We start from the raw sequence: 24,001 nt of genomic DNA, 5'->3' as shown, positions 1-24,001 counted from the left end.
TTATATTGTTAATTCGTTTTCTTCTTGTAATTCGATTCCTTTTTTGAAAATATAAGCTACAACAAACAGTATTACCCCCATGAATAACCAAACGTCAGAACCGGCAATTTGTAGTTGCTGAATGTCTTGTAGTTTAAGACCGCTATTGGATAAATTGTTTACCAGTTCTATTCCCCATGAAGAGAATAAACCAATGCCCAACGATATATAAGCCAGTGTCAGTATAAAATTCCTGAATAAGTTATTAAACGGTGCCGCAATGTTGAGGTTTTTGTTTAGAAAAATTTTTATAATGCAATAAAACAATATTGCTTTTAATGAAGCAGCAATAATGATAATACTGCTAAGTGTTATGTATTGGCTCTGATTATATTGGTACAATTCAGTTAAATCAACTGATTTCCAAAATTTAGCCGCATCATTGGGATTTAGCGTTAGGGTAGCAACTGTTTTTGTCAGTATTCCAACCGCTTCGATACATAATCCAACAAAAATAATCCATGAAAGTACGTGTAATACTTTCAGTATGGTTTGGGTACTAATTCTAATTTCCATAACATTAAGTTTAAAAGTTTTATGTGAAAGTAATAAATATTTATTGATAAACAATAAAATTATACTGAAAAATAATCAATTTTGTAAAAGATATTTCTAAAGACGAGTAAAATCAAGGCTTTTGAAGCAAAAAAACAAGGCTATCCAAAAAGTAAGGACAGCCTTGTTTTATAAATAATTTAGATTGAATTATAATCTAAAAAGAAGTTTATTTGGTTGGCAAAAATTATACGTCTTAATTCAACGCTGATTTTACGGATTCGCTATCGCGAAGACGCTGATCAAAACGGATTCTATACCTTTAAAAATCTTTTAAATGAGGAAAAAAATCTGTTTTTATTCGCGTCGAACTAAAGTAAAAATTTAAAACAATAACATAATAAGAGGAAGTTCATACTTTTCGGATAGCCTCTATAGTATTTATTCAAGTTTTCTTTTTAATGCTGTTTCGTATATTTCATTGACCAAATTATTTCTCTTTTACACCAAAAACTAATAGCCACAAACAAATTCCAATTTCACCAAATGTGGCAGGCATACTTATATATTTAGAAATTCCAAGTGTTGAATAATCTGAAATCAAAGTATTACCCAAAAAGTTGATTAAATATCCAAAACACCCCATCATTAATAAAATCCCGAAAAATTTAGGTAAAAAGCCGGATTTGTAGACCAAATAACCAAAAGGGAATAGCCAAAGCCCTGAAAAGATATGTACTATTCGCATGCCGTTATCGTATTGATTGAGATTTAGCATAACCTGCGATTTGATTTGCTCCAATGATAAACCAAGACTATTATCTGTTAATAGAGAAAGCACATTAAATTGATTCTGGGCATTTAAAAAATAAATAGGTACACTTAAAATAGCTAAAAGCGCCATCGTTTTGGCATAACTTATATCAACGGGTTCGAATAGTTTGTAAAGCTGCAGCACCAAGAAAAAGAAGAAAAGATAACAAGACAATCCGGCTACAATTCCAAATCTAAAAAGCGATTCAGCGGCTTTGATATTATTGTATGTTGTGGTTAAATTATCCCAGACAATAAGTTTAGAAGGGACATAAGCTAAACTGAATATTCCTGTCAGGACTACTGCTAAATAGAGTAGACCTGCAATTCGGGCTGTTTTTTTAGGTGTCTTCATTTGGTTTTGGATTTAAAATAAGACGCCAATAAGTTGATTCTGTTACACGTTCTAAAACTATACTATTTAATAACTAATTCAGAGCCTTCGTTTCCTCTCAATAAAATATTGATTTATGTAGGTACAGTTTGTACTTTTGCCTTTATGAATGATAATTTTACAAATGAATATTTTGGGATAGGGATACAAAATGGTAAAACGCCTGAGAATTTGGGTGTTTTGTGGCGATCTGCTCAAAATTTGGGTGCTACCTTTATATTTACTATCGGCAATCGATATGCCAAACAAGCCTGTGATACCCATGATGCGGTAAAAGCAATTCCTTATTTTCATTACGATACTTTTGAAGCTTTCCTCGAAAATTTACCAAAAGGAGCACGCTTAGTAGGGGTTGAACTAAACGAAAATGCTTCCGACTTAGAGACCTATGAACATCCAAGACGTTGTGTTTATTTATTGGGTGCGGAAGATCATGGACTGTCTAAAAAAGTAATGGAGAAATGCCATCATTTGGTAAAGTTTAAATCCGTAAAGAGTTTAAATGTGGCTGTCGCTGGAACTATTATTATGTACGACAGAAACTTACCAAAACCACGCTCTTAGAATAGTTAAAAGGCGGACGGTTTACCTATTAAGTAATAATTACAATGTAATGTAGTATTCTAAAAAAAACAGATAAAATTATAGTGTTTAGATTTTTAAGTAGTTTTATCGGTATCAGTTCTTTTGACTTTTAAACTTTCGACTTACACATTATATTTTATTGGCGGTTGTTTATTGGGCGGCAAAAGTTATCAGTATCAGTTTAAAATTTTACATCCTTAAAATAATAAAGTATGAAAATACTAAAACCAATCTTTGTTGTCCTTTTTCTGACTGTTTTAAGCACCGTTTACGGTCAAAGAGTAGAGGTAGAAAGAGACATTCAAATTATTCCGAAACCAAAGCAATTGGTTCTTAAAGAAGGAAATTTTCAGTTTTCTGCAGCAACTAAATTTGTGGTAAGTGGCGACACTCAGAAAGAAATCGCTACGGTTTTAATAAACAAATTTGAAACAGCAGCAGGATTTCGTCCTGAAATTTCAAGTACCATTCCAAAAAGAAATTATGTGCAGTTTAAAGTCGATGCAACTTTAAAGAACGAAGCTTACTTGTTGGAGGTAAATAAAGAAAACATTGTAATTACGGCAAAAGGAAATGCGGGTTTTATTTACGGTTTAGAAAGCATTCGACAATTGCTTCCTGAAGGTATTGAAAGTAAAAGCATCGGAACAGCTACAAAATGGGAGATTCCAAATCTAACTATTACAGATGAACCTCGTTTTCAATGGAGAGGATTAATGTTGGATTTATCGCGTCATTTTTTTGATAAAAACTATATCATTGAGACTATTGATCGATTGGCAATGCATAAAATGAATGTTTTGCATTTGCATTTAGTTGACGATCAGGGTTGGAGAATTGAGATTAAAAAATACCCAAAACTTACAGAAGTTGGAGCCTGGAGAGTCGATCAGGAAAATGCGGCCTGGAATGCAAGATTGGTTACAAATCCGGATGAAAAAGGAACTTACGGTGGCTTTTTGACTCAGGAAGAACTAAAAGAAATTGTAAAATGTGCTGCAGCAAAAAATATAGAAATCATTCCCGAAATCGAAATGCCGGCACACGTGAGTTCTGCCATTGCGGCTTACCCTGAACTGGCTTGTTTCAATCAGAGAATTGGAGTTCCGTCGGGCGGATTATGGCCAATTACAGATATTTACTGTGCCGGTAAAGAAACTACTTTCGAATTTTTGCAAGATGTAATTGATGAAGTCATTACCATTTTTCCTTCAAAATACATTCATATTGGTGGTGACGAAGCAACTAAAACCAATTGGGATAAATGTCCGGATTGTCAAAAAAGGATGAAGGATAATGGACTGAAAGACGCTCATGAACTGCAAAGTTATTTTGTGAAAAGAATGGAGAAATACATTAATTCTAAAGGCAAAAAAATAATTGGCTGGGACGAAATACTCGAAGGCGGTTTGGCTCCCGAAGCTACTGTAATGAGTTGGAGAGGAACGGTAGGAGGGACCGAAGCAGCAAGACAAGGTCATGACGTCATCATGTCGCCGGAATCGCCATGTTATTTTAATTTTTATCAGGGACCGCAAAACGTAGAGCCTTTGGCTTTTGATGCTTATAATCCACTGAATAAGGTTTATGAGTTTGATCCCGTTGTTGCTACAATGAGCCCACAGGAAGCCAGTCATGTTCTGGGCGGACAAGCAAATTTGTGGGCAGAATATATTACAAGCCCAAAAGCTTCTGAGTATATGATTTTTCCGAGACTGGCTGCTTTGTCTGAAGTTTTGTGGAGTTCAAAAGAAAATCGAAATTGGAATGATTTTACCTCTAGATTGCCTTCTTTGATGAAACGATATGATTATCTAGGAATCAATTATGCCAAAAGTGCTTATTTGGTTACGGCTACTTCTGTGGCTGATTTAAACCAAAAAGCGATTCAGGTTACCCTTAAAAATGAATTTCAAGATTCGGACATTCGTTATGTTCTGGGAGATAAAAACATAGAACATCATGCTATAAAATATGTAAATCCTATTCCGTTTAAAGAAACAACGGTTTTAAAAGCCTCTTTGTTTCAAAATGACAAACCGGTTGGAAGAATATTTACCGATACAATCGTATTTCATAAGGCGTTTGGGCATAAGGCTAGTTATTTAACGCCCTTTAGCCAAAGTTATAAAGGAGATGGACCTTTTGTAATGGTCAATACCATCAGAGGGTCTAAAAATTTTCATGATGGTCAATGGCAGGCATGGCTGGTCAATGATATGGAAATTGTGATTGATCTTGAAAAAGTACAAAGTATCGAAAATGTAGTGATTGGTACTTTAGAAAGCCAGGGTGCCGGGATTTATTTCCCGACACAAGTAAAAGTTTTGGTGTCTAAGGACAGTATTAACTATAAAGAAGTTGGAAAAATAAAACGTCCATTTGCGGTGAATGTGAATTCGGAGTTGAAAGATTTTAAAATCAGTTTTGAAAAACAAGAGGTTAGGTTTGTAAAAGTAATTGCTTCCAATTTAAAAAAAGACCTAAGAGGAGGAAGTTGTTGGTTGTTTGTTGATGAGATTTTAGTGGATTAAAGAAGTTTTGTGAGACCTTTCTCTCGATATACTACATTTATATTGAGAAAAGAATAGCTATTTTCGGATCTAGTGTTTGACTTTTTTTATTGCTTACCAATTAAAGGATTATATATTTCTCGTAAAGAACGTTCTATATGAGGAACTATAAAATCATAATTCAATACGTCAATTTCTATTGTTGTTACTCTAAATTCTAAGCCATGAAGGTTAGTTCTGTGTCTCAATTTCATGGCATATGTTTTTTTGGTAGGACAGAGGTCAATATGTTCTTTAATTCTGCCGTATATGTCTTTGTTTTTTCCTATGTACAAAGGCAACCATTGCTCATCGTAATTTGACATTAAATGTAATCTCTTTTTGATGACGCTCGAAGAAATGAAAGAGTCATTCTTTTTTTGTGACCAGTCAGTTGCAAAGTTTCCAATTTTTTCTGCTCTATTTTTCCCCACTAAATTTGAACTGTCTAGATTTAGTTCAAAAAGATATATGCCTTTTTGCTTACTGTAAGCAAACAAATTTTTACAATCTAATTCATCCGAATTTATAAATTGAATACTTTTTTTTACATCAAATGTGATATCTTTCAGATCATTTTTTAATCTTTCGATATAACTTGTTATATCATTATCAAATTCTTCAAGGGTAGTTTTATAACTCATATTTTTAAATTTCTGTTTTGGAAGTTAAGTTGTGGCGTATAATTTTGTTTTGATATATAAGTTACTTTTATTGTCAAACTAAAGAAGATGATAATTATGTGCAATTATCAACAAGGAGTTTTATTATTTCATTTTCATTACTGTAGCCTTGTATTCTGAACCATTCAAGAATACGATCTTTAATACTTTCTTCTGTATAGGGTTTAGTGAGTTTAAAATTCTTAGATTTTGGAATAATACAGATCAATATATTCTCATTAATTGCCAGTGTCTGAACTGCGTTCTTTTCTTTAGAGATTTCAACCCCCTTAAGTTTCTTATTCAATAAAATCGAACCTTCTCCCAGATTACCGCTTGGTCCTGTATCGCCAATAATACCAAATACAATATTTTTATTAATTGGATTATAGGCTACAACTAAATCTCCTTTTGAAGCTCCGTATTTTATTTGGTCATTTAATACAATTGAAGGAATTTTAAATGGGTCTAATTGGTTGGCACAATAACACTCACTGGTATCTTTTTTTATACCATTATCTTCGGCCGTCATTGAGGCAAAATATCCTTTAAATTGTTTATTCTTTTCAAAAATGCATGGTTTTCCATTTTTATTTACCAGCACGTTTTTCCAAATTATTTCATAACCTTCAACTTGCTTTTCAGGAAAACCGGCATCACGCCATTCTTCAAATACTTTGTAAGCGAGAGCTATATATTTTTTCTTGTCTTCTACAGAAGTTTTCTTAGGGTCAAACTTTGCATTTACCCGGAATCTTTTGGGATATTCATCTAAAGATTTTAGGGGAATACTGATACATCTACTGTCAGATAATCTGTAGATGGCGACTGCATTAGTAATATAGTTTAAGGCCAATGAATTTGCTCTTAAGTCGTATGGATGATAGGATAAGGGAGTACCATCTGTATTAATTGCCATATTGGTTTTGAATACAATAACTTTAGTCTTTTGTGGATTCTCTAATAAGGAAACCTTTTTATTTTGAGGTTTAAAGATATAAGAATCAGAGAACTTAAATTCTTGCCCATGCGTTAAGCACGAAAATGTAAAAAGAAATAGAGTAAGGATTAGCTGTTTCATATCTTATATATTTTAAAATTTCTACTAAATATGTTTATTCGAAGTTTAAAGGATCATAACAGACTTAAAGTTAGCTTAGTTTTAAGAAGTAGAGCATAGCTAAATTGAGGTAAACATTCTACTGGTATCATCTTTATTTGCCTGAGTTTCTGATAGGCTTTGAGATGCGATTGTTTTAGGAATCCTTGCGTTTTTGAATCGATTTATTCTGTTATATTTCCATGCAGTATATTGTTTATTGCTGTTTTTTAAAAAAGTTGAATGGTAAAGCTAAACAAAAGTTCTAATATGCAAACCAGTATATATACGTGATGTCCATCAATTTGAAAAACATTTATTAGTTACGGTTTTCCATAAAAAAAGAATAAATCTTTTAATGTTATTTGTTGTTGAGAAACAAAAATCATTACTTAATTAAAAGAAATTATTATGAACGATGTTAAAGCAATTAAACCTGGTCCGAAACCTAAAAAAGAAGATGGAACACCGGATAAAAGACCGAGAGTGAATCCGCCAAACAAGGATAAACATCCTGATTTAAAGCCTCACAAGCACAAACCTAAAGATTAAAAGTGTTTGGAATGTTTGGAATTTTAAACTAAAACCTCAAAACTGATTATTTCAGATTGAGGTTTTTATAGGTTAATAATCAGGTAAATAGACCCGATTTTCTCCGAATAGTTTTTTTGCGATGCGATGTGAAAAGAATTTTAAATTAGAAATAGTTAAATTAATTGGATTGGGTTGGAAAGTAGAGAGACTTCGTACGGTGGGGATAATATTTTTAATAAATAACTAAAATTTAAAAGATGATTAAAAAGGTAACGATATTAATAATTGTACTCTTATTTATTAATTCTTGCGGTAAACAAGAAACAAATAGCCTAACACCGGAATCTAAATACGAATACGATTCAAATTCGGAACAATATTCAAAGGCTTCTGATACTTTTACACAATATGAAAACACAGTCAAGAAAAAAGTAGAACAAACAACCGATGAACTATTTGAAGTATATCATTATATATACTCTAAAGGAAATGTTGTTGAAGCAGAAACTAATGTACTTTTTGTTGATGGAAAAAATGATGAATTGCAAATAATAATTGATATGCCTAACGGAAAAACTTACGAATATAATTTAGCTGACAAAGTAAGTCTCGGTATTTTAAAAGGAATGGATTCTTATATGTATACATCGGATAATAATGAAAAAATTAATGTTTTTTTTAAAGATGGACGTAAAATGATGGGAATGACATCGGGTAAAGAAGATTTTGTTTTTATGAATATTTCAAGTTACAAAGAATAATAAAAAAATATCTTTATAGGATTATAAATAGAAAAGGCTTTTTAAAATATCTCATAGACACCAAAAATAATGGATACTTCTCATTAGAATTCTTTTGAAACGCGAAATCTCCTGGCCATTCCAACAAAGAGAATCAACAAAGATTATTTTGCAAATAATCACAATATAGACTATTGGAACAGGTATTGTACAGAATCAAACTAAAATTATTGCTCGAGTACTGAATGTTTGAGAGTAACATTCAGCTTTGTTAGAAGTATGTATAAAAAAAGACTGCAATAGCAGTCTCTCGTAATTATAATAATAGAATTCTATTTTTTCAATAGCTTCTCCAAATATTCGATCTTATCTTGCTCGGCTTTCAATAACCTTTCGTAAAGCTTTTTATTTTCGTCTACAGATTCCATTAATTTGTCTAATGGGTTAAAAGTACACTGGCTATTTAATGATGAATTATCATTAAAGTTATTAAAGCTATTGAAATAATTAAAAACCGCTTCTTCTGAGAAATTTTTAATGGCTTCCACACTTATGCCTAATGCCTTTGCAACCTGAATCAATTTTTCCTCATCTATGGTTTCGCTGTTTTCTATAATAGAAATTGCCTGTTGGTTGGTTCCTAAGGCTTGTGCCAAAGCTTCTTGTTTCATGTCTTTCAGTTCACGAATACGACTTATTTTTCGACCTATATGGCTGGGTTTCGTTTGTGTGCTCATAATTCAAAGATAATAATTAAGTATAATAAGAGACAAGATGTATGAAACATATTTGGTTGTGTACCATACAGCCTGAAATAATTGGCGTTTCTGTTATCTATTCTTTTCTTTTCTTGCGGCTTGTTAAACAAAAGTACACTTTTTCTTATAATTTATATTCGAAGAGGTAATTTTTTTAAACACATAGAAACATAGTTTGGTTTGCGTTTATAAGGCGTTTCACTTTATTTAAAAGTGCATAGTAAGCTGTTTGAAAGAAATTCTCTTATAGAAGTGATAAATTTTTTAAACACATAGAATCATAGTTTAGTTTGCGTTTATAAGGCGTTTCACTTTATTTAAAGGCGCATAGTAAACTATGTGAAAGAAACGTGTTTCTTTTTTGCATTCTTTTATCCAGTTTAAAATCTATGTTTCTATGTGTTCAAACCAATTACTCCCAATAGGTTATAAGAAAGTAAAAAGTACACTAAAAAAAATACGATTATGGAAAGAAATGAAATGGAGAATCTGGAGAAATTTAAAAAGCTAACGGCGCGTTATTTCCACACCTTAAAGCCGGGGGAAGATCAAACACAAAGCAATACTGCTCAACTGAAGTTTGTCAATTATTATGAGCTGGGTAGTGTGATTACCAATATGCTCAGATTGTGTATAGTGACACTGGATCAGCATGCTCCTAAGTTTTCGGAAAGAGAAGAGTGTGAGCCTATTAATGTGGGGCTTATTTTGGAAACGGTCTTACAGCTGTTTCCTATGGATGAACTTGAATTTTTGAGCGAGCTTAGTCAGTTGCTGGCTGCCGAGTCGTAGAACGGTATTTAAAAAAACGTGACACGTAATTATTTTTAAACATATAGAAACATAGTTTGATTTGCGTTTAAAAGGCGTTTCACTTTATTTAAAAGCCCAACCGCAAAGAACTGAATTACGAATGAATTACCTGAAAAGTAAAATCAGAACTTGAATTAATTCAGCGGCAAATGTGTTCCTTAAATCACGTATAAACACTTGCTTGTAAAATATTGATTGTCAGTATATTTGATAGGCTTTAATGTTTTGAATGATGTTGCTTATAAAACGATAAGCAACGAACGCTACTACTCATTTTTAATCCTAAACAATGACTTCGACCTATTGATTTTATGCGTAAAGAGGTTCGTATTTGTGATTTTATCATCCGTAAATGCAAATTGAAGGTATTGTTTAAAAACTATCTTATTTCAAACCCTAAAAAAACAAATCCTTATGAAAATTGACAAAAACTGGCTTGTTCAGGAAAGCCAAGCAGAAAAAATAGTAAAAGATCCTACCTCGAATTTTCAATATCAAATTTCGCCAAAATATTTAATAATACATTATACGGCCGGAGATAAAGCAACTGGAGCAATAACATGGTTTAAACAAACAGCGGCACAAGGAAATACAGACCGGATTTGTGCTCATATTGTAATTGATCTCGACGGAACGATTACGCAGCTTGCTCCATTTAACACCAGATGCAACCACGCCGGCTACAGCAGTTGGGACGGACGAACCGGAATGAATGAGTATGCTATTGGTATTGAAATCGTAAATCCCGGTTTCTGTGAAAAATTGGCTGATGGCAGTTTCAGAAGAAGAGTAGGAGAAAACAAAGACGGAACACCTAGTTATAAACTATATCCTGTGTCAGAAAAAGACAGAATTGTAAAATTGAAACACAAACATAAATTTTGGGACAGTAAAGAAAATCAATATTGGTTTAAATATACAGACGCCCAAATAGCAGCAGTCTCCAAATTGAGCAAACTGTTGATAGATACATATCAATTATCCTTTGTAGTGGGACACGACGATATTTCACCGGCAAGAAAACCGGATCCGGGACCTGCTTTTCCCTGGGATGAGTTTAAAATTAATGTTTTTGGAAAAACGGATAATATAGGAAAGATTTTTATTGTTGACTCTGCTTCTGATGGCGTTGCTGAGTTTAGAACAAAACCAGACAAAACTTCGAGTTCGATTCGAAAGCTAAAAAATGGTTATGAAGTGGGATTAATTGAAACCTTCGGACAATGGTCTAAAGTTTATCTCGTGAATGATATTAAAGACATCAAGGATTGGAAACACAGTATTAAAATAGAAGGCTGGATACATTCAAGTCTTTTAAAACCTAAGGGGTAAGCTATTTTTTTATGAAACGGATCTTATTTAAATTACCATAAAGCAATACTGCACCATTAGTTTTAATCTGGCTACTGTGTTCATTATTGATTTAGAGTACATTTCTTTATTTCGCAATGTTAAAATACAACCCTGATACTTTTTTATGCAGACCAGAATGAAAATAGGAAATGTAGCTATGCTAAGTATACATGATGATAGCACATTCTCGTTTAACTAATACATCTCAAAAATGCAAACCCCAAGAGGAGCAATTCTATTGGGGTTTTGTATAAAGTCTACTTTTGAAATATGATTTTCACGATTTCGTGACAGCACCTTTCCAAGAGCGAAAAAACGCTCTTGTACTGTTATTCCGGTTTCCTACACATAAAAAAATGGCTCTCATGCCATTTTTTTAGTTTGTACTACAGAGTCAACCTACTTTTATCAAAAACATCAGCTTCTCAAATAGAGACGGAGAATGTTTAGAGCTCTAAAAATTTTCAATTTGCAAAATGTGCTTTTATGAGAATAGAAATTATTGAAGTACTTAGGAAGAATCAAATGACGAATTAGGGATGACTATTGTTAAATCATTATAGGAGTTAGCCCTATGATTTTTTGAACTTTTCATTTATGTCTGTTAAATCCGGGAGATGCAACAGAACCAATATAAAAATATAGTACAGAATAAATTAGTCAAGTAAATAACTAGTTTTTTGATAAAAAGGCGGAATCTGAAAAGCCTATATTAAACAGAGTAGGAAAAAATCAATAGAATGTTTTTTTTGTAAAAGAAGTAAGATAAAAGGTATGTTTAGTAAAGGGTAGAATTTACATTCAGGATTATCCATAGAACAAAAACGTCCTCGTAGTAATTTTTAATGGTATTTTTTTTGAGAAGCCATTTACTTTATTCTTTTTCTTTTACATAGATAAGATTCGCTAAAATAAGATTATGGCACAATTAACTACTCCGGCCGGAATAGGTAAAGAAACACCTAGTGGCACCACAGAATTAACAGTTACAGTTACATGGACTAAGCCTGACCCGGATTATCCTGATGGAACTACTTTTAGTTACCAGTTTGTAAATAAAGGTAATCCAAATGATATTATTGTACCAACAGTAGCGCAAACAGGCGCACCAACTATAGTTGTTGACAAACATCAGGTGGTATTTACTTTTGGAACCAATGCAGATGCGGTAAAATTAAAGGATTACATAGCCGAAGTTAAGGCAATTCCAGCTACAGGTTCGGGTCCTGATAATAGTGAGTGGGGAAAAGAAATATACTGGATTATAGGTCCTACCTTAACCATTAAAATTGGAAATCAGGAATACACATTGACAAAAAATACATTTGCAGGTGCGACTTCCAAAATTTATCAATTACCGGCATCTGCCGATAATCCTATTACCATTACTTATGATGATATCAAGACTTTTGCAACATCATTAGGTTTAAATCCTCCCGAAAATTATCCGGATGGAACGCCAATTGAAGGATCTTTAAATATCTATCAATTAATTGTGGATTTAGGAAACAATCTTTTCACATTAAGTATTTCATTGGATATACCTGCTTCAAATCCTTTAAACAATATAATTCCTCATTTATCAGTATCTAAAATGGGATTGGTTCTTAAACGCACAAATGGTTCACTTTAAGATGATATAAAAATAGCCTCCTGTTGGATAACCTAACATGAGAGGCTATAATTTATAAATCGAGATTTTGGAAAGGACCTGTTTCAGAAAATTTAAAACAAAATAAACTTGTATTATATTATTCTTAAGGTTTGTGAGTATATCTCTACTATGCCAATTGTTTATCATAATTGAAAAGTATTCAGGTGAATGAAGAGTAATCTAATTCAAAATCTCAAACAATTGTAGCGGCCTGATTGGTTGGGTTGTGGGGTAGTTCTATCGATACAATAAGTAAATCCAACAAATGAAAAACGGAATTAAAACAACAAAATAGAGTGTAAAGACTATTTCAATATCCTTGGCACTCATCAAATGGTTCACAATATAGGTGGAACAGCATCTGAAGATTTCTTTAATGAAGGTCCAATTACAGTAAAATGTGAGAAGATATAATAGTTCAGGATACAATCACATGCCTGATTTTGATAGTAGAATGAAATATCTCCTTATATACGAATAGGCTTTATTAATAAACCATGGCAGAAAATTCACCTGATATAAAAGTATGGGCTATAGGTACGACTATCATCTTAATGATAGATCGATACGAGTTGGTTTTGATGGGAGTCAAAGATTCCGCAACAGGGCTTACAAAATTTTCAGGAGAAGTTAATTTTTTCGACAATCCAATTAGTATCAGGAATCTTATAAATCGATTTCTGTCTAATTTTAATTTAACACTTCCAGAAAGTGTTCCTGATATCACATTCAATTCTTTTGGCGGGAGTGCTGTACTTTCCCCCAAGGATAAAAAAAACTATAGGTTTTATGCCGAGTCTAAAGTAATACTTCCAAATCCTTTTGGACTTAGCAATAATGCACTAAGTTTTGACAATCTAAAATTAGCATTAAATAGATCTGTTAAAATTTCACCAGTATCACCAAAGAAGGATGAAGAATGGGATACAAGCGTATCGGTGTCAACAGATATTTCTTATGTACCAAGCGGAACGAGTACTGATCCGATTACTTTTGGTTCTGGAAATTTTTATTTTGCTTCTGGAGGAAATTATGCACTGAGTCTTTTTATTACTAAAGAAATAGACCCGGCCGGAATTATAGAAGATTTAATTTCTATAACGATACCAGCTGAGGTAAAGACATTTTTACCAATTTTTAAACCTGAAGCCCCCGACAAACCTATTCGGCTCTATAAAGCATCTTCAGATTTTACGTTTCAAAATGTTGAAGAAGACGGCTCACTTTTTCCAATTCATTTTAATAAGGGTTTTAACTTAGATCAACTGGATATCGAGATTGTGAATACCAACTTTTTGGTAGCAATGAGTATCGTGAATGATACATTTAGCATTTCAGCACAATCAGAAAGTATCAAATTATTTGGATTGGTTGAGGTGATAAAAAAAAGTACCAGTATTACTTCTGCTACAGGACCCGGATTGATTGTAGTTTCAAACACAAAATCAATAACACTATTTGGGGGGTTGAAGTTTTTTCCGGATTCTGAAACTCCTGAAATTTTAGATTTTGATTTTACATATTCAAATAAGACGAATGAATTTAGCGGAGATCTTACTTATCAGGGAACTATAATAGGGCAAAGAAATCCAGGACTTGGATTTGCCTGGAAAAAAACAGGAGGATTTAGAATAACCAAATTTCCATTTAACCAGGATGCACTTTCCAAGGCAATGGATTGGGGAAAAAAAATCAAGGATTTCGCAAATGCATCAAAAGATGAATGTGCGGAGAAATGTGGTGAATTGGTTGATTTGGCATTTAATGAACTTATTACAACTTCTTATGATCTGAAATTTACACCAGGGTCATCAAGTAAAAAAGGATATGTACAAATATCTGTAGAAGGAACATATAAAATAGCTGCTGTAGGTAAATCAGTTTCAAATATTACATTCAGTCCGATCGATTTTGAAATTAAAATCCCAACAAGTTTTGATAACCTGGCTGAAGCAATATGCGATTCGTTAATTGCCAGTAGTGAAAAGTTAGCTGAAGGGCTTTGGAATAATAAAGCGCAGATAACAGAATTTTTCACTTTTATTACAATTAAAAATGTAACAGAAAGTCAGGCCTGTAGATTGGCGTGTAAAGTAGGCAGAGAAGTTTTGAAAAAAGCTTTTGAAGATTTATTGAAGTCTGTTGCCGGAAATACACTAGTCGCAGCAGCAGAAGCGGTAGCAGCAGCAATTGGTGTGCTAGCCGCGATTGCGAGCGCAGTTAAATGGCTTGTCGATGCATTGAGTGGAAAGAAATCGGAGGCTGAAAGACAAAAAGAAGAAAATACAAATAGAATCCAAAATGAATTACTTGCAATTGATAATATGGCGGCTACATACTATCAGGAAAATGGAATTGATAAATATATAGAAGTGAATTGGGATGATATTCCCGGTAAAGATTCGGGAGGAGGAGAGGTTTATTATATCATGAGTTGGAGATATTCGGAAATCACAAAATCTAGAAGAATTGCCAGAAATGATACTGGAACCGCATATACACAAAATTTGCAAAGAGAAGAATTTCAAAATGGTGTAGCTGTAGTTATAACTGTCAAAGCATATTTCAATTACAATGGAGAATCGTATTCATCCAATAATCCTGGAAAAGCAACGATAAATACACCTATTTTACAAACACCGGTACCTATTCCCAAAACTATTGATCTTCAAAAAATATGGGTAACAGAACAGCAAAAAAAATTAGGAATTATTGACATCAGCTGGGCTTCTGTTCATGTGATTCCTGTAAATCCGCCAAATCCAGTGACTTGTTTTGAATACAATATATCGCTTTGGAATACGTCTACGAATACGAAGCTCAAAGAACAAACGCTAGTTCTTCCTGCAAAATCATTGGCTGTAACTTTTGATTTATATAAAGATACCATTCCGGTGACACCTTTGGATCAAAGATTTATGCCAAATCCAGAGCATTTATTTCAGATAAAAATTAATGCTATGGCAACAGATCCGGATTTAAATAGTTTAACGGGGACTTCTGATAAATTTAAAATACCATGGGGTATTGGTTATGTAAGAGTAGGATACAATTTTAAAATAGAATGAAATGAGTGAGCAAAATAGAACCATATTAAAAAGTTATTTTGAGACGAATGCTATTCCGACTTCAACTCAGTTTGCAAATTTTATTGATTCAGTAATCAATAAAAAAGAGGATGATATTATTGTTTCTTCCGGGAATATAGGATTTGGGAATCAAAACCCTCTAACGAATGTATCCGTTCAATCAAAAATATTTCAGCTTTCCGGAACAGTTAGTGCAGCTGTAGGGTCTAACTCATTTACTGGTGTAACGACTACTTTTACCAGTCAACTTGTTGTGGGGGAAAGTATTCAAATAAATGGACAAGTCTTTACAGTCGCTTCAATAATTTCAGATATTTCTTTTACAACGCAACAAAATACTCCCACAGCAATTAGCAATGCATTAATACAAAAGGTATACGACATTTTTTCGGTACTGAATAGTAGTGGAAATTCAATTATCTACGTGACAAAGGATGGAAAAGTTGGTTTCTCAAAAAACAATCCATCTGAACTGGTTGATATTGGAGGAAATTTAAAAGCGGAAAGATTTATAGGAAACGGTAATGGTCTTACGGATATTCCTGCCAATCAGTTAATAGGTATTGTACCGGAAAGCAGTCTTCCTGCGGTAAAAGTATCGGCTATAGAAGGTTTATTAACGATTACAGAAACATATGATACAGAGATAACAGGAACATTAAGTGGCACAACAGGCACAACGACTTTAAAGGGTACAGATACTAAGTTTCAAACAGAATTGTCCGTTAATCAAAAGATACAGATTGCAAAAACAGTTTTCGAGGTAGTTGCAATCACTAGTGATACACAATTAACGGTCAAGAATGTTCTCACCGATACCATTACAAATGCAACAGCTTTTGCGGCAGGTAATTTTTTAAAGTTGGTTGATATCAACGGAGCTACTGTTGCTTCTATTGATGAGACGGGCAATGTAACAGCAGCAGGTTTTAGAGGAGATGCATCGGGTCTTACTGATATTCCTGCCAATCAGTTAATAGGTATTGTACCAGAAAGTAGTCTTCCTGCGGTAAAAGTATCGGCTATAGAAGGTTTGCTAACGATTACAGAAACGTATGATGCAGAGATAACAGGAACATTAAGTGGCACAACAGGTACAACGACTTTAAACGGTACAGGTACTAAGTTTCACACGGAATTATCCGTTAATCAAAAGATACAGATTGCAAAAACAGTTTTCGAGGTGGCTGCAATCACTAAGGATACACAATTAACGGTCAAGAATGTCTTAACCGATACCATTACAAATGCAACAGCTTTTGCGGCAGGTAATTTTTTAAAGTTGGTCGACATCAACGGAGCTACTGTTGCTTCTGTTGATGGGACGGGCAATGTAACAGCAGCAGGTTTTAGAGGAGACGCATCGGGTCTTACTGATATTCCTGCCAATCAGTTAAAAGGTATCGTACCGGAAAGCAGTCTTCCTGCGGTAAAAGTATCGGCTATAGAAGGTTTGCTAACGATTACAGAAACATATGATACAGAGATAACAGGAACATTAAGTGGCACAACAGGCACAACGACTTTAAACGGTACAGGTACTAAGTTTCAAACAGAATTGTCCGTTAATCAAAAGATACAGATTGCAAAAACAGTTTTCGAGGTGGTTGCAATCACTAGCGATACACAATTAACGGTCAAGAATGTTCTCACCGATACCATTACAAATGCAACAGCTTTTGCGGCAGGTAATTTTTTAAAGTTGGTTGATATCAACGGAGCTACTGTTGCTTCTGTTGATGGGACGGGCAATGTAACAGCAGCAGGTTTTAGAGGAGATGCATCGGGTCTTACGGATATTCCTGCCAATCAGTTAAAAGGTATCGTACCGGAAAGTAGTCTTCCTGCGGCAAAAGTATCGGCTATAGAAGGTTTGCTAACGATTACAGAAACGTATGATGCAGAGACAACAGGAACATTAAGTGGCACAACAGGCACAACGACTTTAAGCGGTACAGGTACTAAGTTTCAAACGGAATTGTCCGTTAATCAAAAGATACGGATTGCAAAAACAGTTTTCGAAGTGGTTGCAATCACTAACGATACACAATTAACAGTTAAAAATGTTCTCAGCGATACCATTGCAGGTGCAACAGCTTTTGCAGCAGGTAATTTTTTAAAGTTGGTCGATATCAACGGAGCTACTGTTGCTTCTGTTGATGGGACGGGCAATGTAACAGCAACACGTTTTACAGGAGATGCATCGGGTTTGAAAAATATTCCGGCTGATGAGATTACTGGAGATTTAGATCTAAAAGGAAACCTAACAGCTGCCGAATTTATAGGCAATGGTTCAAAATTAAAGGCTTTAGACGCTGCTCAAATTACAGGACTTCTCTCTTCGGCAGTAATTCCGGAGGTAGATGCAACAAAGATAAAAGGTGTTATAAATCTTGCGTTAATTCCTGATCTGCCGGGCAGTAAAATCTCAGGAGAATTGGGGATTAATCAAATACCAACTTTAACACCCAATAAAGTTGAGAAATATATATCGGTCATAGCAAACCAAACCATATTATTTAATGAAACAGGAGTTTCTCTATCATGGAGTACAAAGTCAGTAGCAAATTTGCAGGTCCAGTATCTATACAATGGAATTATTGTTAATCTTTCGTCATCCAATAATGATATTAACCTTAATCAATCTGTTTATAGTATAAAAAATCTTTATCAAAACACTGTATTGACATTTATTTCCACAGATCTAATGGGGAACATACTTGATCAACACCAGTTGTATATAACTATTATTCAGACAGTAAATCAATATGCAAAGCAGTTAAGATGGGAAAGCTTTGGTTGTGCGTATGTCATAGAACAGGTAGCCAATCGGTTTAATCTTTCGGAGCTTACTACAACCTCATTGACAACTCTTGCAACCGCAATTTGTAGAGCTGGTTATATTGACAGTGATGCATTTAGATATATTCCACAATATTATAGAAATCTGGGAGAGAAATGGGATGTGGCTATTTACGGAGGAATTCTGAGTAGGATATATTTAGAGGAAGGGATATCTCAGGGCCAAATAAATGTATTTGCGAAGAAAATAGTTCTCTCGGGAGCGACTCCTCTGGTTGTAATTACTAAAGTTGTAACAGAATTTAATTTACAAAATTCAAGTAGTATAAATGTAACAGGAGTAGGGGTAGCTATCAAATTTGCGGGTATCTCTGCAGGTGATGCATTTCGATATGTTGCATCTTATTATCGAAGCGTTAATCAACCCTGGAGCCCGGAAGTTCAGGGAGCGGCATTAACAAAAGCATATACAGGTTAGCCGTTAGGTGTAATTAACAAAAGAGAATACGTGTTTTTAAATGAGATGACTATGGATTAAAAATGGTTACATCCATCGGGTTATAAATTAATATAAATTTAAATAAATAATTATGTCAAACACCAACACAATCAGCATCAACGATGTATTAAGAGGAGCCGTAGAACTGGCAACTAACGACCAATTGCCATTGGAAGTCGTATTTCAGCAATGTTATGATAATGAGCATTTAAGTCCTGAGAATAACTTTGGGGCCTGGGATTTATGTTTACAACAGGTTTACAATACGAGAAATCCTAAACCAGGAATCGAAGAATTTGGAGATGCGATGTATTCCGTTTGGAAAAATGCAGGGCTTTCCAGAGCAATTATGATCAAAGCACTGGAAAGTATTCCGGGCTATACAGGTGCACCAATTTATACAGAAGTAAATAAGTATTACCCAATCACTGTATTAATGACGGTAGATACTATTAAGACTGTTCAAACAGGTTCTTTGTATATTACTATAACGGATGATAATGGAGATCCTAATCAGGGCTCAAGTGAGATTCAGGTAAATGCTAAGATTTCTACAATAATACGATGGAAAGCAGTATCTTTAAATGTAACTGATACAGTTCATCTCAAACAATTTGTAGTAAGAGGCGGAGTAAATCTATTTTCTGCAAACGAACCTAGCCTTCAGTCAGATGGTACATTTCAGGGAACTTTGATTACAACAGGTACTGAAGTCTATAGCTTTACTATTACAATTAATGATGGAAGTCAACAGTATGATTGGGATCCTTATATTGTTTGTACTGCCTAAGTTACGAAGAAAAAGCAGGTAATTTTTTAGATGATTACCTGCTTTGTTTTTTTTATAACATAATAATAAAACCGATGTTATTGAGAGTTTGTACTATAAAATAATTGCTGTGCCGTTTTTTTGGAATTTCGACTCTTAATATAGTTTTGATAAATTAAGTACCTCCTTGTTGTTTGTTGATGTGATTTTGATTTTTCTTAGAAATCTGATTATAATGTTCCATAAAGATTTGTTTTCGAGATGAAATATTTTAATACTATTTTACTTTTGCTTTGTTTGATAAATTGAAAAGAGGAGTATTATTTTTTAGAATATTATCTAGTTAATGTCTTATATGCCTTTTGATTTGTGTAAAAGTCAAAGAGGGATATATCAATAACAATACTAGCTCTCCAAAACCATTCTTTTTCTACAAAGTTTGGTGTTCCGTCTTCTGCTATCGATTTTAATTCAGGTCCCATTTGCCCTCCTAAGTTTAATGAAATTGGGCATTTACCAAAACCATAGGTCAGGTAGGCACCTGGTGCAAATACATTGTCCCAAGAAACATCAGCCATCTCGGTTTTACTATCTTTTAGTCTGAAAGCTGTTACTGCACCAACATCGATAAGCGAAACGAAAATCCCGAAAGATTTACCATTGACTTTTTCTAGTATTGTAGATTTATCCGTACTTCCTTTACAGGGTTCTTTACCTAAATTACCCCATCCTAAATAAATACCGGCAGGTGCAGTAAAACCAAATATTTGGGTTTTTTCAAAGTTGGTCCCTGCAAAGCCACCAGCATAGGCATTCAAGGATATATTAAAGGTAGAGTTACGCTTGATACGATAGCTGCCTACTGGATTAGCAGAGGTTTCAAGTGCTGCAATGAGTTCGTCTTTTGTTTTTGCATCAAGACAGTTTGCAATAAAAGATGTATATTTTTTAATCATTGTTTTTTGCTCGGCAGTTAATGTAGTCTGATCAATTGTAAAAATAAAATCGGTCAGGTTGATCAAAGCCAGCCCATATTTTTTATCCGCTATAAAGCCAACAATAACATTTACTTCTTTCCCTTTTAAAATAGCATCTTTTAGTTCAGTCGAAACTTTTATATTTGAATTTTTTTCGAAAACATCAATAGTGTTTTCAAAGCTACCCAACATAACTTCTGTACTTTTCTGGATGTCGGATAAGGAAAGCTTATTATTCTTGTTATTCGTTATTATCCTGTTGATTTCATTTGCCAATGCTTCATATTCGGTTTGAAGGGACTGTACTATATTCAACAATTTTCCGGTATCAGCTTTCTGAATACTCAAATCTTCAATATACTTTTCGTTTTGTCTTACTAAAAGAGCAAGATAAATTTTTGCAAATTCAGGATTACTTAATTTCGCTAAATCGACATTATTCATAAAGGAACCTAAACCAACCCCATTTTTTTTGAACATATTGATTCCCAATGCTAGAATTTTGAGATCTTTTGTCAAGATGTTCATATTCGATTTTGTTTGGTTATTTTCAATTAAGTTAGAAATGCTTCCGGGTAAATTTGAGATATTCTTGATATCCATCAACGTTGCGATTACAATTAAGCGTGATTTTATGTTTACATCAGTTATATTTAATTTTGAGACAATTAAAGGTAGATTTTTAGAAAAATTATTTAAGTCATTATCAAAAGCTTCTCTTAAACTATTGATAAAAACAGGGTAATTATACGGATCACTTTTTTGCAACACCTGATAACTTGTTGGAAAAATCTCCTTCAGAAAAGGAATGGTTTCCAAATCCTCTTTAAATTTATTTAAAAAAGCAATGTTAATTTCCTGCTTGAAACGGTTGGCAATAAAAGTTCCTAAAGCATCAACTCCGGCAGATTGACTTATGGCTGAGGAACTGAATAACCCCTGAATTGAATTGCTATTATCCATAATAAGGAAAGTAGCAAAGTCTGGATTAGGCAAACTAAAATTATAAAGACTATTAAAGTTATCAATTTCGGCTTTATTCTTGAAGTAATGGGAAAGTATTTCAACTTGTTTAGCCGTAGTTACGGGTGAATTTAATAAATTTTCAGTATCATTGAATACAGAAAAATTCATTCCGTGATTGGTGGTTTGGCCATTCATCTGAAAGGCACATAATAACAAATACAGGACTGTTCTTAAAGTTATTTTCATAATATAATTGGTTTAGGTTAGTATAGTTTTTGTCCTGCTTAAAATTCTTTCAATAGGAATTGCATAGGTATATTGACTATTACCACCTACGACCATTCCTAATGCTTTTTTTTCTTGGGTCAGATAAACAAGAGCTCCTGAATCACCTCCTTCAGTCAATGATTTTAAATTGCCTATCGTATTTTTTGAAATTATAATGAGCTCTTTTAACTGATGGGTATTGCCATTGTAATGAAAATCGATTTTTTGTTTTTGATAACCTACTACATATCCCTCTGATTTATTAATGTCTCCATTTACAAATACTTTTTTATGCAATTGTTCTTCAGGGTAACTTTCAAAGGAATGCACCGGATTGGTTATTGCTCCTATTTCAAGATCTATTTCAATTAATGCGGCGTCAAACAAGTTGTTAATTTCTCCATATTTCCAACTGCCGATTGCATTTTCATTACTATCATTGCTGTAAATATCTTTTTCAGTAGGATTCAGGAGCCATCCTTCACTGTCTGTGTTGGTAACCTGGCTGATTCCACCGGTAAGAACATGTGCGCAGGTTAGTAGATATTCGGTATTGTTTTTTGAAACTGCACAGCAAATTGTTCCATTGACATAGGCATTGTTCTGTTCATATACATTGTCTCCGCTATTTAAATGAAGTTTAGGGATTTCATAGCTATAAATTATTTCAGTTCGTACAGTAAATGGTTGTCCATAATTTAATTTGCCATTTAGTGAATGGGGATATGAACCACCAAAAGGTAGTGTACTGTTTAGTATTATAACTGGTTTGGAGTCTGAAGAAAAACCAACGTAACAATTTACAATACCTGATAAACTGTCGATGAATATTTTATTTTGTTCCAAGGCTATCTTAGCCAATTCATAACTGTTAGTTTCAAGATATTGTTCCAGATTCTTTAAACTTGTTGCTTCATACGTTGCTTTATCGACCAACTTTTCTTTTAAATTTTTAGCATAGAAAAGCATGTCGAGCATGTCGTGCCAAAATTTAGAGCCCAAACTGATAAAACATGCCGTTAAGGCACAGCCAACAAGCATTGACCCAAATGCATGAAGATCCAATGATGCAAAATCCCATCCCAATAAAAAATTTACATCTGTTTCGCTATCGTAAGTAAACATTTTAAATAAACTTGCATTACTAATCAAAGCAATAAAAAAAGATATTGTTAAGTTGATTGATAAAATTGCCCTCTGCCTTTTATTTTCTAGGGTTGCATCTTCATATTTTTTTGATGTGTCAAGCGCTTTGGGAACTATAAAAAAAAGGAAACTATTTCCTTCTACACACCATAATTTGAAGAAGGTGACCACTCTTTCACTAATCATACTCAAGATAAAGAGCATAGTGGCAACCATGGTTAATTTTTCATACATAATATTAGGTTTTAATTCATCATATTTATAAAAAGCACAAAAACTCCATAACAAATAGCTCAATTGCGAATCAGGTTATGATTGAATTGAAAAGGACATAAAGTCCTTCTGGAGGATTAAAAAAGTAATTTCCCGAAATAAATTTTGATTGTACTACTAAATACAATTTTAATGTATTCGCCGTAAGTAGATAGTCAATGCACTCTCTGCCTTTTTTTATTTCAAAATAGATTAATACAAAATCAGATAGTTGTATCAATATTATAGCTATACTACAGGAGACGAATTTTAGAATTAAGGGTTGATTTTTTACTTTTTTTAACTAGTTGATAAATATGATGTTAGATATAATTCTGGTTTTGTTCGTGTTAAATGTTCCTAATGAGGTATTTAGAAAATGCTTGATAAAATTTGCTAATCCGTCAATGAAGTAACTTTCTACCAGACAAATATATACTATCAATTATTTCTGTAGACGAGTATAAGTACCTGTTTTTTATAGGTGTATAGGGTAAGATTCTAATGTTTCCAGAGAAAAACGTAAGCCATAGGAGGTGAAAAGATGCTCAATTTTGATTATTTTGGAGGCTTATATTTCTCAAATTATTTAAAATACTCATTTGGGTGTATTTTTTTTAATTGATGCTTGTATTAATTTTATTCAGAATTATAGAAGAGTATAAATTAAAAAGAAATCTCATGATCAAAAACACCTTTTCTTTTTATACTTATTGTTTTTTTTTAGTTTGCCTGAATATTTT

The 24,001-nt window shown here is 33.4% G+C and carries 17 protein-coding genes; 10 read left to right on the top strand and 7 right to left on the bottom strand.

The features are described 5' to 3' along the window. The gene (locus tag FLA105534_RS19005; RefSeq protein WP_173967665.1) at positions 1 to 555 is read right to left on the bottom strand and encodes a DUF2975 domain-containing protein; all 555 of its coding nucleotides are present in this window, start codon (positions 553 to 555) and stop codon (positions 1 to 3) included. Positions 556 to 1,024: 469 nt separating this feature from the next. Further along, entirely contained in the window at positions 1,025 to 1,702 is a 678-nt protein-coding gene (locus FLA105534_RS19000; RefSeq protein ID WP_173967664.1) for a DUF4386 domain-containing protein, read from the bottom strand. A gap of 144 nt (positions 1,703 to 1,846) precedes the next feature. On the opposite strand from FLA105534_RS19000, the gene FLA105534_RS18995 reads away from it, so the two are divergent. Together FLA105534_RS18995 and FLA105534_RS18990 are read left to right on the top strand one after the other, a co-directional pair. Further along, positions 1,847 to 2,305: an RNA methyltransferase gene (locus FLA105534_RS18995; protein WP_017496800.1), complete on the top strand. Its 459-nt coding sequence runs from the start codon at positions 1,847 to 1,849 to the stop codon at positions 2,303 to 2,305. Between the two features lie 233 nt (positions 2,306 to 2,538). Further along, a complete protein-coding gene (locus tag FLA105534_RS18990; protein WP_173967663.1) occupies positions 2,539 to 4,860 on the top strand; it encodes a glycoside hydrolase family 20 protein in 2,322 nt (773 codons plus the stop codon). A gap of 86 nt (positions 4,861 to 4,946) precedes the next feature. Here FLA105534_RS18990 and FLA105534_RS18985 read toward each other — a convergent pair whose 3' ends face one another. Then, a complete protein-coding gene (locus FLA105534_RS18985; protein WP_173967662.1) occupies positions 4,947 to 5,522 on the bottom strand; it encodes a hypothetical protein in 576 nt (191 codons plus the stop codon). Between the two features lie 94 nt (positions 5,523 to 5,616). Then, positions 5,617 to 6,621, bottom strand: coding sequence for a glycoside hydrolase family 75 protein (locus tag FLA105534_RS18980; RefSeq protein WP_173967661.1), 1,005 nt, complete (start codon positions 6,619 to 6,621; stop codon positions 5,617 to 5,619). Between the two features lie 429 nt (positions 6,622 to 7,050). Here FLA105534_RS18980 and FLA105534_RS18975 point away from each other — a divergent pair, with 429 nt between their 5' ends. Together FLA105534_RS18975 and FLA105534_RS18970 are read left to right on the top strand one after the other, a co-directional pair. After that, positions 7,051 to 7,191: a hypothetical protein gene (locus tag FLA105534_RS18975; RefSeq protein ID WP_173967660.1), complete on the top strand. Its 141-nt coding sequence runs from the start codon at positions 7,051 to 7,053 to the stop codon at positions 7,189 to 7,191. A 239-nt stretch (positions 7,192 to 7,430) separates the two neighbouring features. Next, on the top strand, positions 7,431 to 7,934 hold the full coding sequence (locus FLA105534_RS18970; protein WP_173967659.1) for a hypothetical protein: 504 nt from the start codon (positions 7,431 to 7,433) through the stop codon (positions 7,932 to 7,934). A 311-nt stretch (positions 7,935 to 8,245) separates the two neighbouring features. Here FLA105534_RS18970 and FLA105534_RS18965 read toward each other — a convergent pair whose 3' ends face one another. Further along, complete coding sequence (locus tag FLA105534_RS18965; protein ID WP_173967658.1) at positions 8,246 to 8,650, bottom strand: helix-turn-helix domain-containing protein; 405 nt, start codon at positions 8,648 to 8,650, stop codon at positions 8,246 to 8,248. Between the two features lie 486 nt (positions 8,651 to 9,136). On the opposite strand from FLA105534_RS18965, the gene FLA105534_RS18960 reads away from it, so the two are divergent. The 6 genes from FLA105534_RS18960 (at position 9,137) to FLA105534_RS18935 (ending at position 19,671) form a co-directional block, all read left to right on the top strand. Then, a complete protein-coding gene (locus FLA105534_RS18960) occupies positions 9,137 to 9,463 on the top strand; it encodes a hypothetical protein (protein ID WP_173967657.1) in 327 nt (108 codons plus the stop codon). A gap of 435 nt (positions 9,464 to 9,898) precedes the next feature. Further along, entirely contained in the window at positions 9,899 to 10,816 is a 918-nt protein-coding gene (locus FLA105534_RS18955; protein ID WP_173967656.1) for an N-acetylmuramoyl-L-alanine amidase, read from the top strand. A 940-nt stretch (positions 10,817 to 11,756) separates the two neighbouring features. Continuing rightward, positions 11,757 to 12,470 (top strand): hypothetical protein, encoded by a 714-nt coding sequence (locus FLA105534_RS18950; protein ID WP_173967655.1) that lies wholly within the window; start codon positions 11,757 to 11,759, stop codon positions 12,468 to 12,470. Positions 12,471 to 12,988: 518 nt separating this feature from the next. Beyond that, on the top strand, positions 12,989 to 15,559 hold the full coding sequence (locus FLA105534_RS18945) for a hypothetical protein (RefSeq protein ID WP_173967654.1): 2,571 nt from the start codon (positions 12,989 to 12,991) through the stop codon (positions 15,557 to 15,559). 1 nt (position 15,560) lies between these two features. After that, positions 15,561 to 18,860, top strand: coding sequence for a hypothetical protein (locus FLA105534_RS18940; protein ID WP_173967653.1), 3,300 nt, complete (start codon positions 15,561 to 15,563; stop codon positions 18,858 to 18,860). A gap of 112 nt (positions 18,861 to 18,972) precedes the next feature. After that, positions 18,973 to 19,671, top strand: a complete 699-nt coding sequence (locus FLA105534_RS18935; protein WP_173967652.1) for an AidA/PixA family protein — start codon at positions 18,973 to 18,975, stop codon at positions 19,669 to 19,671. Between the two features lie 314 nt (positions 19,672 to 19,985). Here the strand turns inward: FLA105534_RS18935 and FLA105534_RS18930 are convergent, their stop codons facing one another. Continuing rightward, a complete protein-coding gene (locus FLA105534_RS18930) occupies positions 19,986 to 21,839 on the bottom strand; it encodes a hypothetical protein (RefSeq protein ID WP_173967651.1) in 1,854 nt (617 codons plus the stop codon). A gap of 12 nt (positions 21,840 to 21,851) precedes the next feature. Continuing rightward, positions 21,852 to 23,240, bottom strand: coding sequence for a hypothetical protein (locus tag FLA105534_RS18925; RefSeq protein WP_173967650.1), 1,389 nt, complete (start codon positions 23,238 to 23,240; stop codon positions 21,852 to 21,854). Positions 23,241 to 24,001 lie beyond the last annotated feature (761 nt).

This window comes from Flavobacterium collinsii (assembly GCF_902804485.1).
In the GTDB taxonomy this organism is placed as follows: domain Bacteria; phylum Bacteroidota; class Bacteroidia; order Flavobacteriales; family Flavobacteriaceae; genus Flavobacterium; species Flavobacterium collinsii.
This window is presented reverse-complemented; position numbering and strand designations above follow the sequence as displayed.

What these genes read in the sequence shown, in the direction of transcription:
- FLA105534_RS19005 (WP_173967665.1), bottom strand. Translation starts at nt 555, where the DNA reads ATGGAAATTAGAATTAGTACCCAAACCATACTGAAAGTATTACACGTA.
- FLA105534_RS19000 (WP_173967664.1), bottom strand. Translation starts at nt 1,702, where the DNA reads ATGAAGACACCTAAAAAAACAGCCCGAATTGCAGGTCTACTCTATTTA.
- FLA105534_RS18995 (WP_017496800.1), top strand. Translation starts at nt 1,847, where the DNA reads ATGAATGATAATTTTACAAATGAATATTTTGGGATAGGGATACAAAAT.
- FLA105534_RS18990 (WP_173967663.1), top strand. Translation starts at nt 2,539, where the DNA reads ATGAAAATACTAAAACCAATCTTTGTTGTCCTTTTTCTGACTGTTTTA.
- FLA105534_RS18985 (WP_173967662.1), bottom strand. Translation starts at nt 5,522, where the DNA reads ATGAGTTATAAAACTACCCTTGAAGAATTTGATAATGATATAACAAGT.
- FLA105534_RS18980 (WP_173967661.1), bottom strand. Translation starts at nt 6,621, where the DNA reads ATGAAACAGCTAATCCTTACTCTATTTCTTTTTACATTTTCGTGCTTA.
- FLA105534_RS18975 (WP_173967660.1), top strand. Translation starts at nt 7,051, where the DNA reads ATGAACGATGTTAAAGCAATTAAACCTGGTCCGAAACCTAAAAAAGAA.
- FLA105534_RS18970 (WP_173967659.1), top strand. Translation starts at nt 7,431, where the DNA reads ATGATTAAAAAGGTAACGATATTAATAATTGTACTCTTATTTATTAAT.
- FLA105534_RS18965 (WP_173967658.1), bottom strand. Translation starts at nt 8,650, where the DNA reads ATGAGCACACAAACGAAACCCAGCCATATAGGTCGAAAAATAAGTCGT.
- FLA105534_RS18960 (WP_173967657.1), top strand. Translation starts at nt 9,137, where the DNA reads ATGGAAAGAAATGAAATGGAGAATCTGGAGAAATTTAAAAAGCTAACG.
- FLA105534_RS18955 (WP_173967656.1), top strand. Translation starts at nt 9,899, where the DNA reads ATGAAAATTGACAAAAACTGGCTTGTTCAGGAAAGCCAAGCAGAAAAA.
- FLA105534_RS18950 (WP_173967655.1), top strand. Translation starts at nt 11,757, where the DNA reads ATGGCACAATTAACTACTCCGGCCGGAATAGGTAAAGAAACACCTAGT.
- FLA105534_RS18945 (WP_173967654.1), top strand. Translation starts at nt 12,989, where the DNA reads ATGGCAGAAAATTCACCTGATATAAAAGTATGGGCTATAGGTACGACT.
- FLA105534_RS18940 (WP_173967653.1), top strand. Translation starts at nt 15,561, where the DNA reads ATGAGTGAGCAAAATAGAACCATATTAAAAAGTTATTTTGAGACGAAT.
- FLA105534_RS18935 (WP_173967652.1), top strand. Translation starts at nt 18,973, where the DNA reads ATGTCAAACACCAACACAATCAGCATCAACGATGTATTAAGAGGAGCC.
- FLA105534_RS18930 (WP_173967651.1), bottom strand. Translation starts at nt 21,839, where the DNA reads ATGAAAATAACTTTAAGAACAGTCCTGTATTTGTTATTATGTGCCTTT.
- FLA105534_RS18925 (WP_173967650.1), bottom strand. Translation starts at nt 23,240, where the DNA reads ATGTATGAAAAATTAACCATGGTTGCCACTATGCTCTTTATCTTGAGT.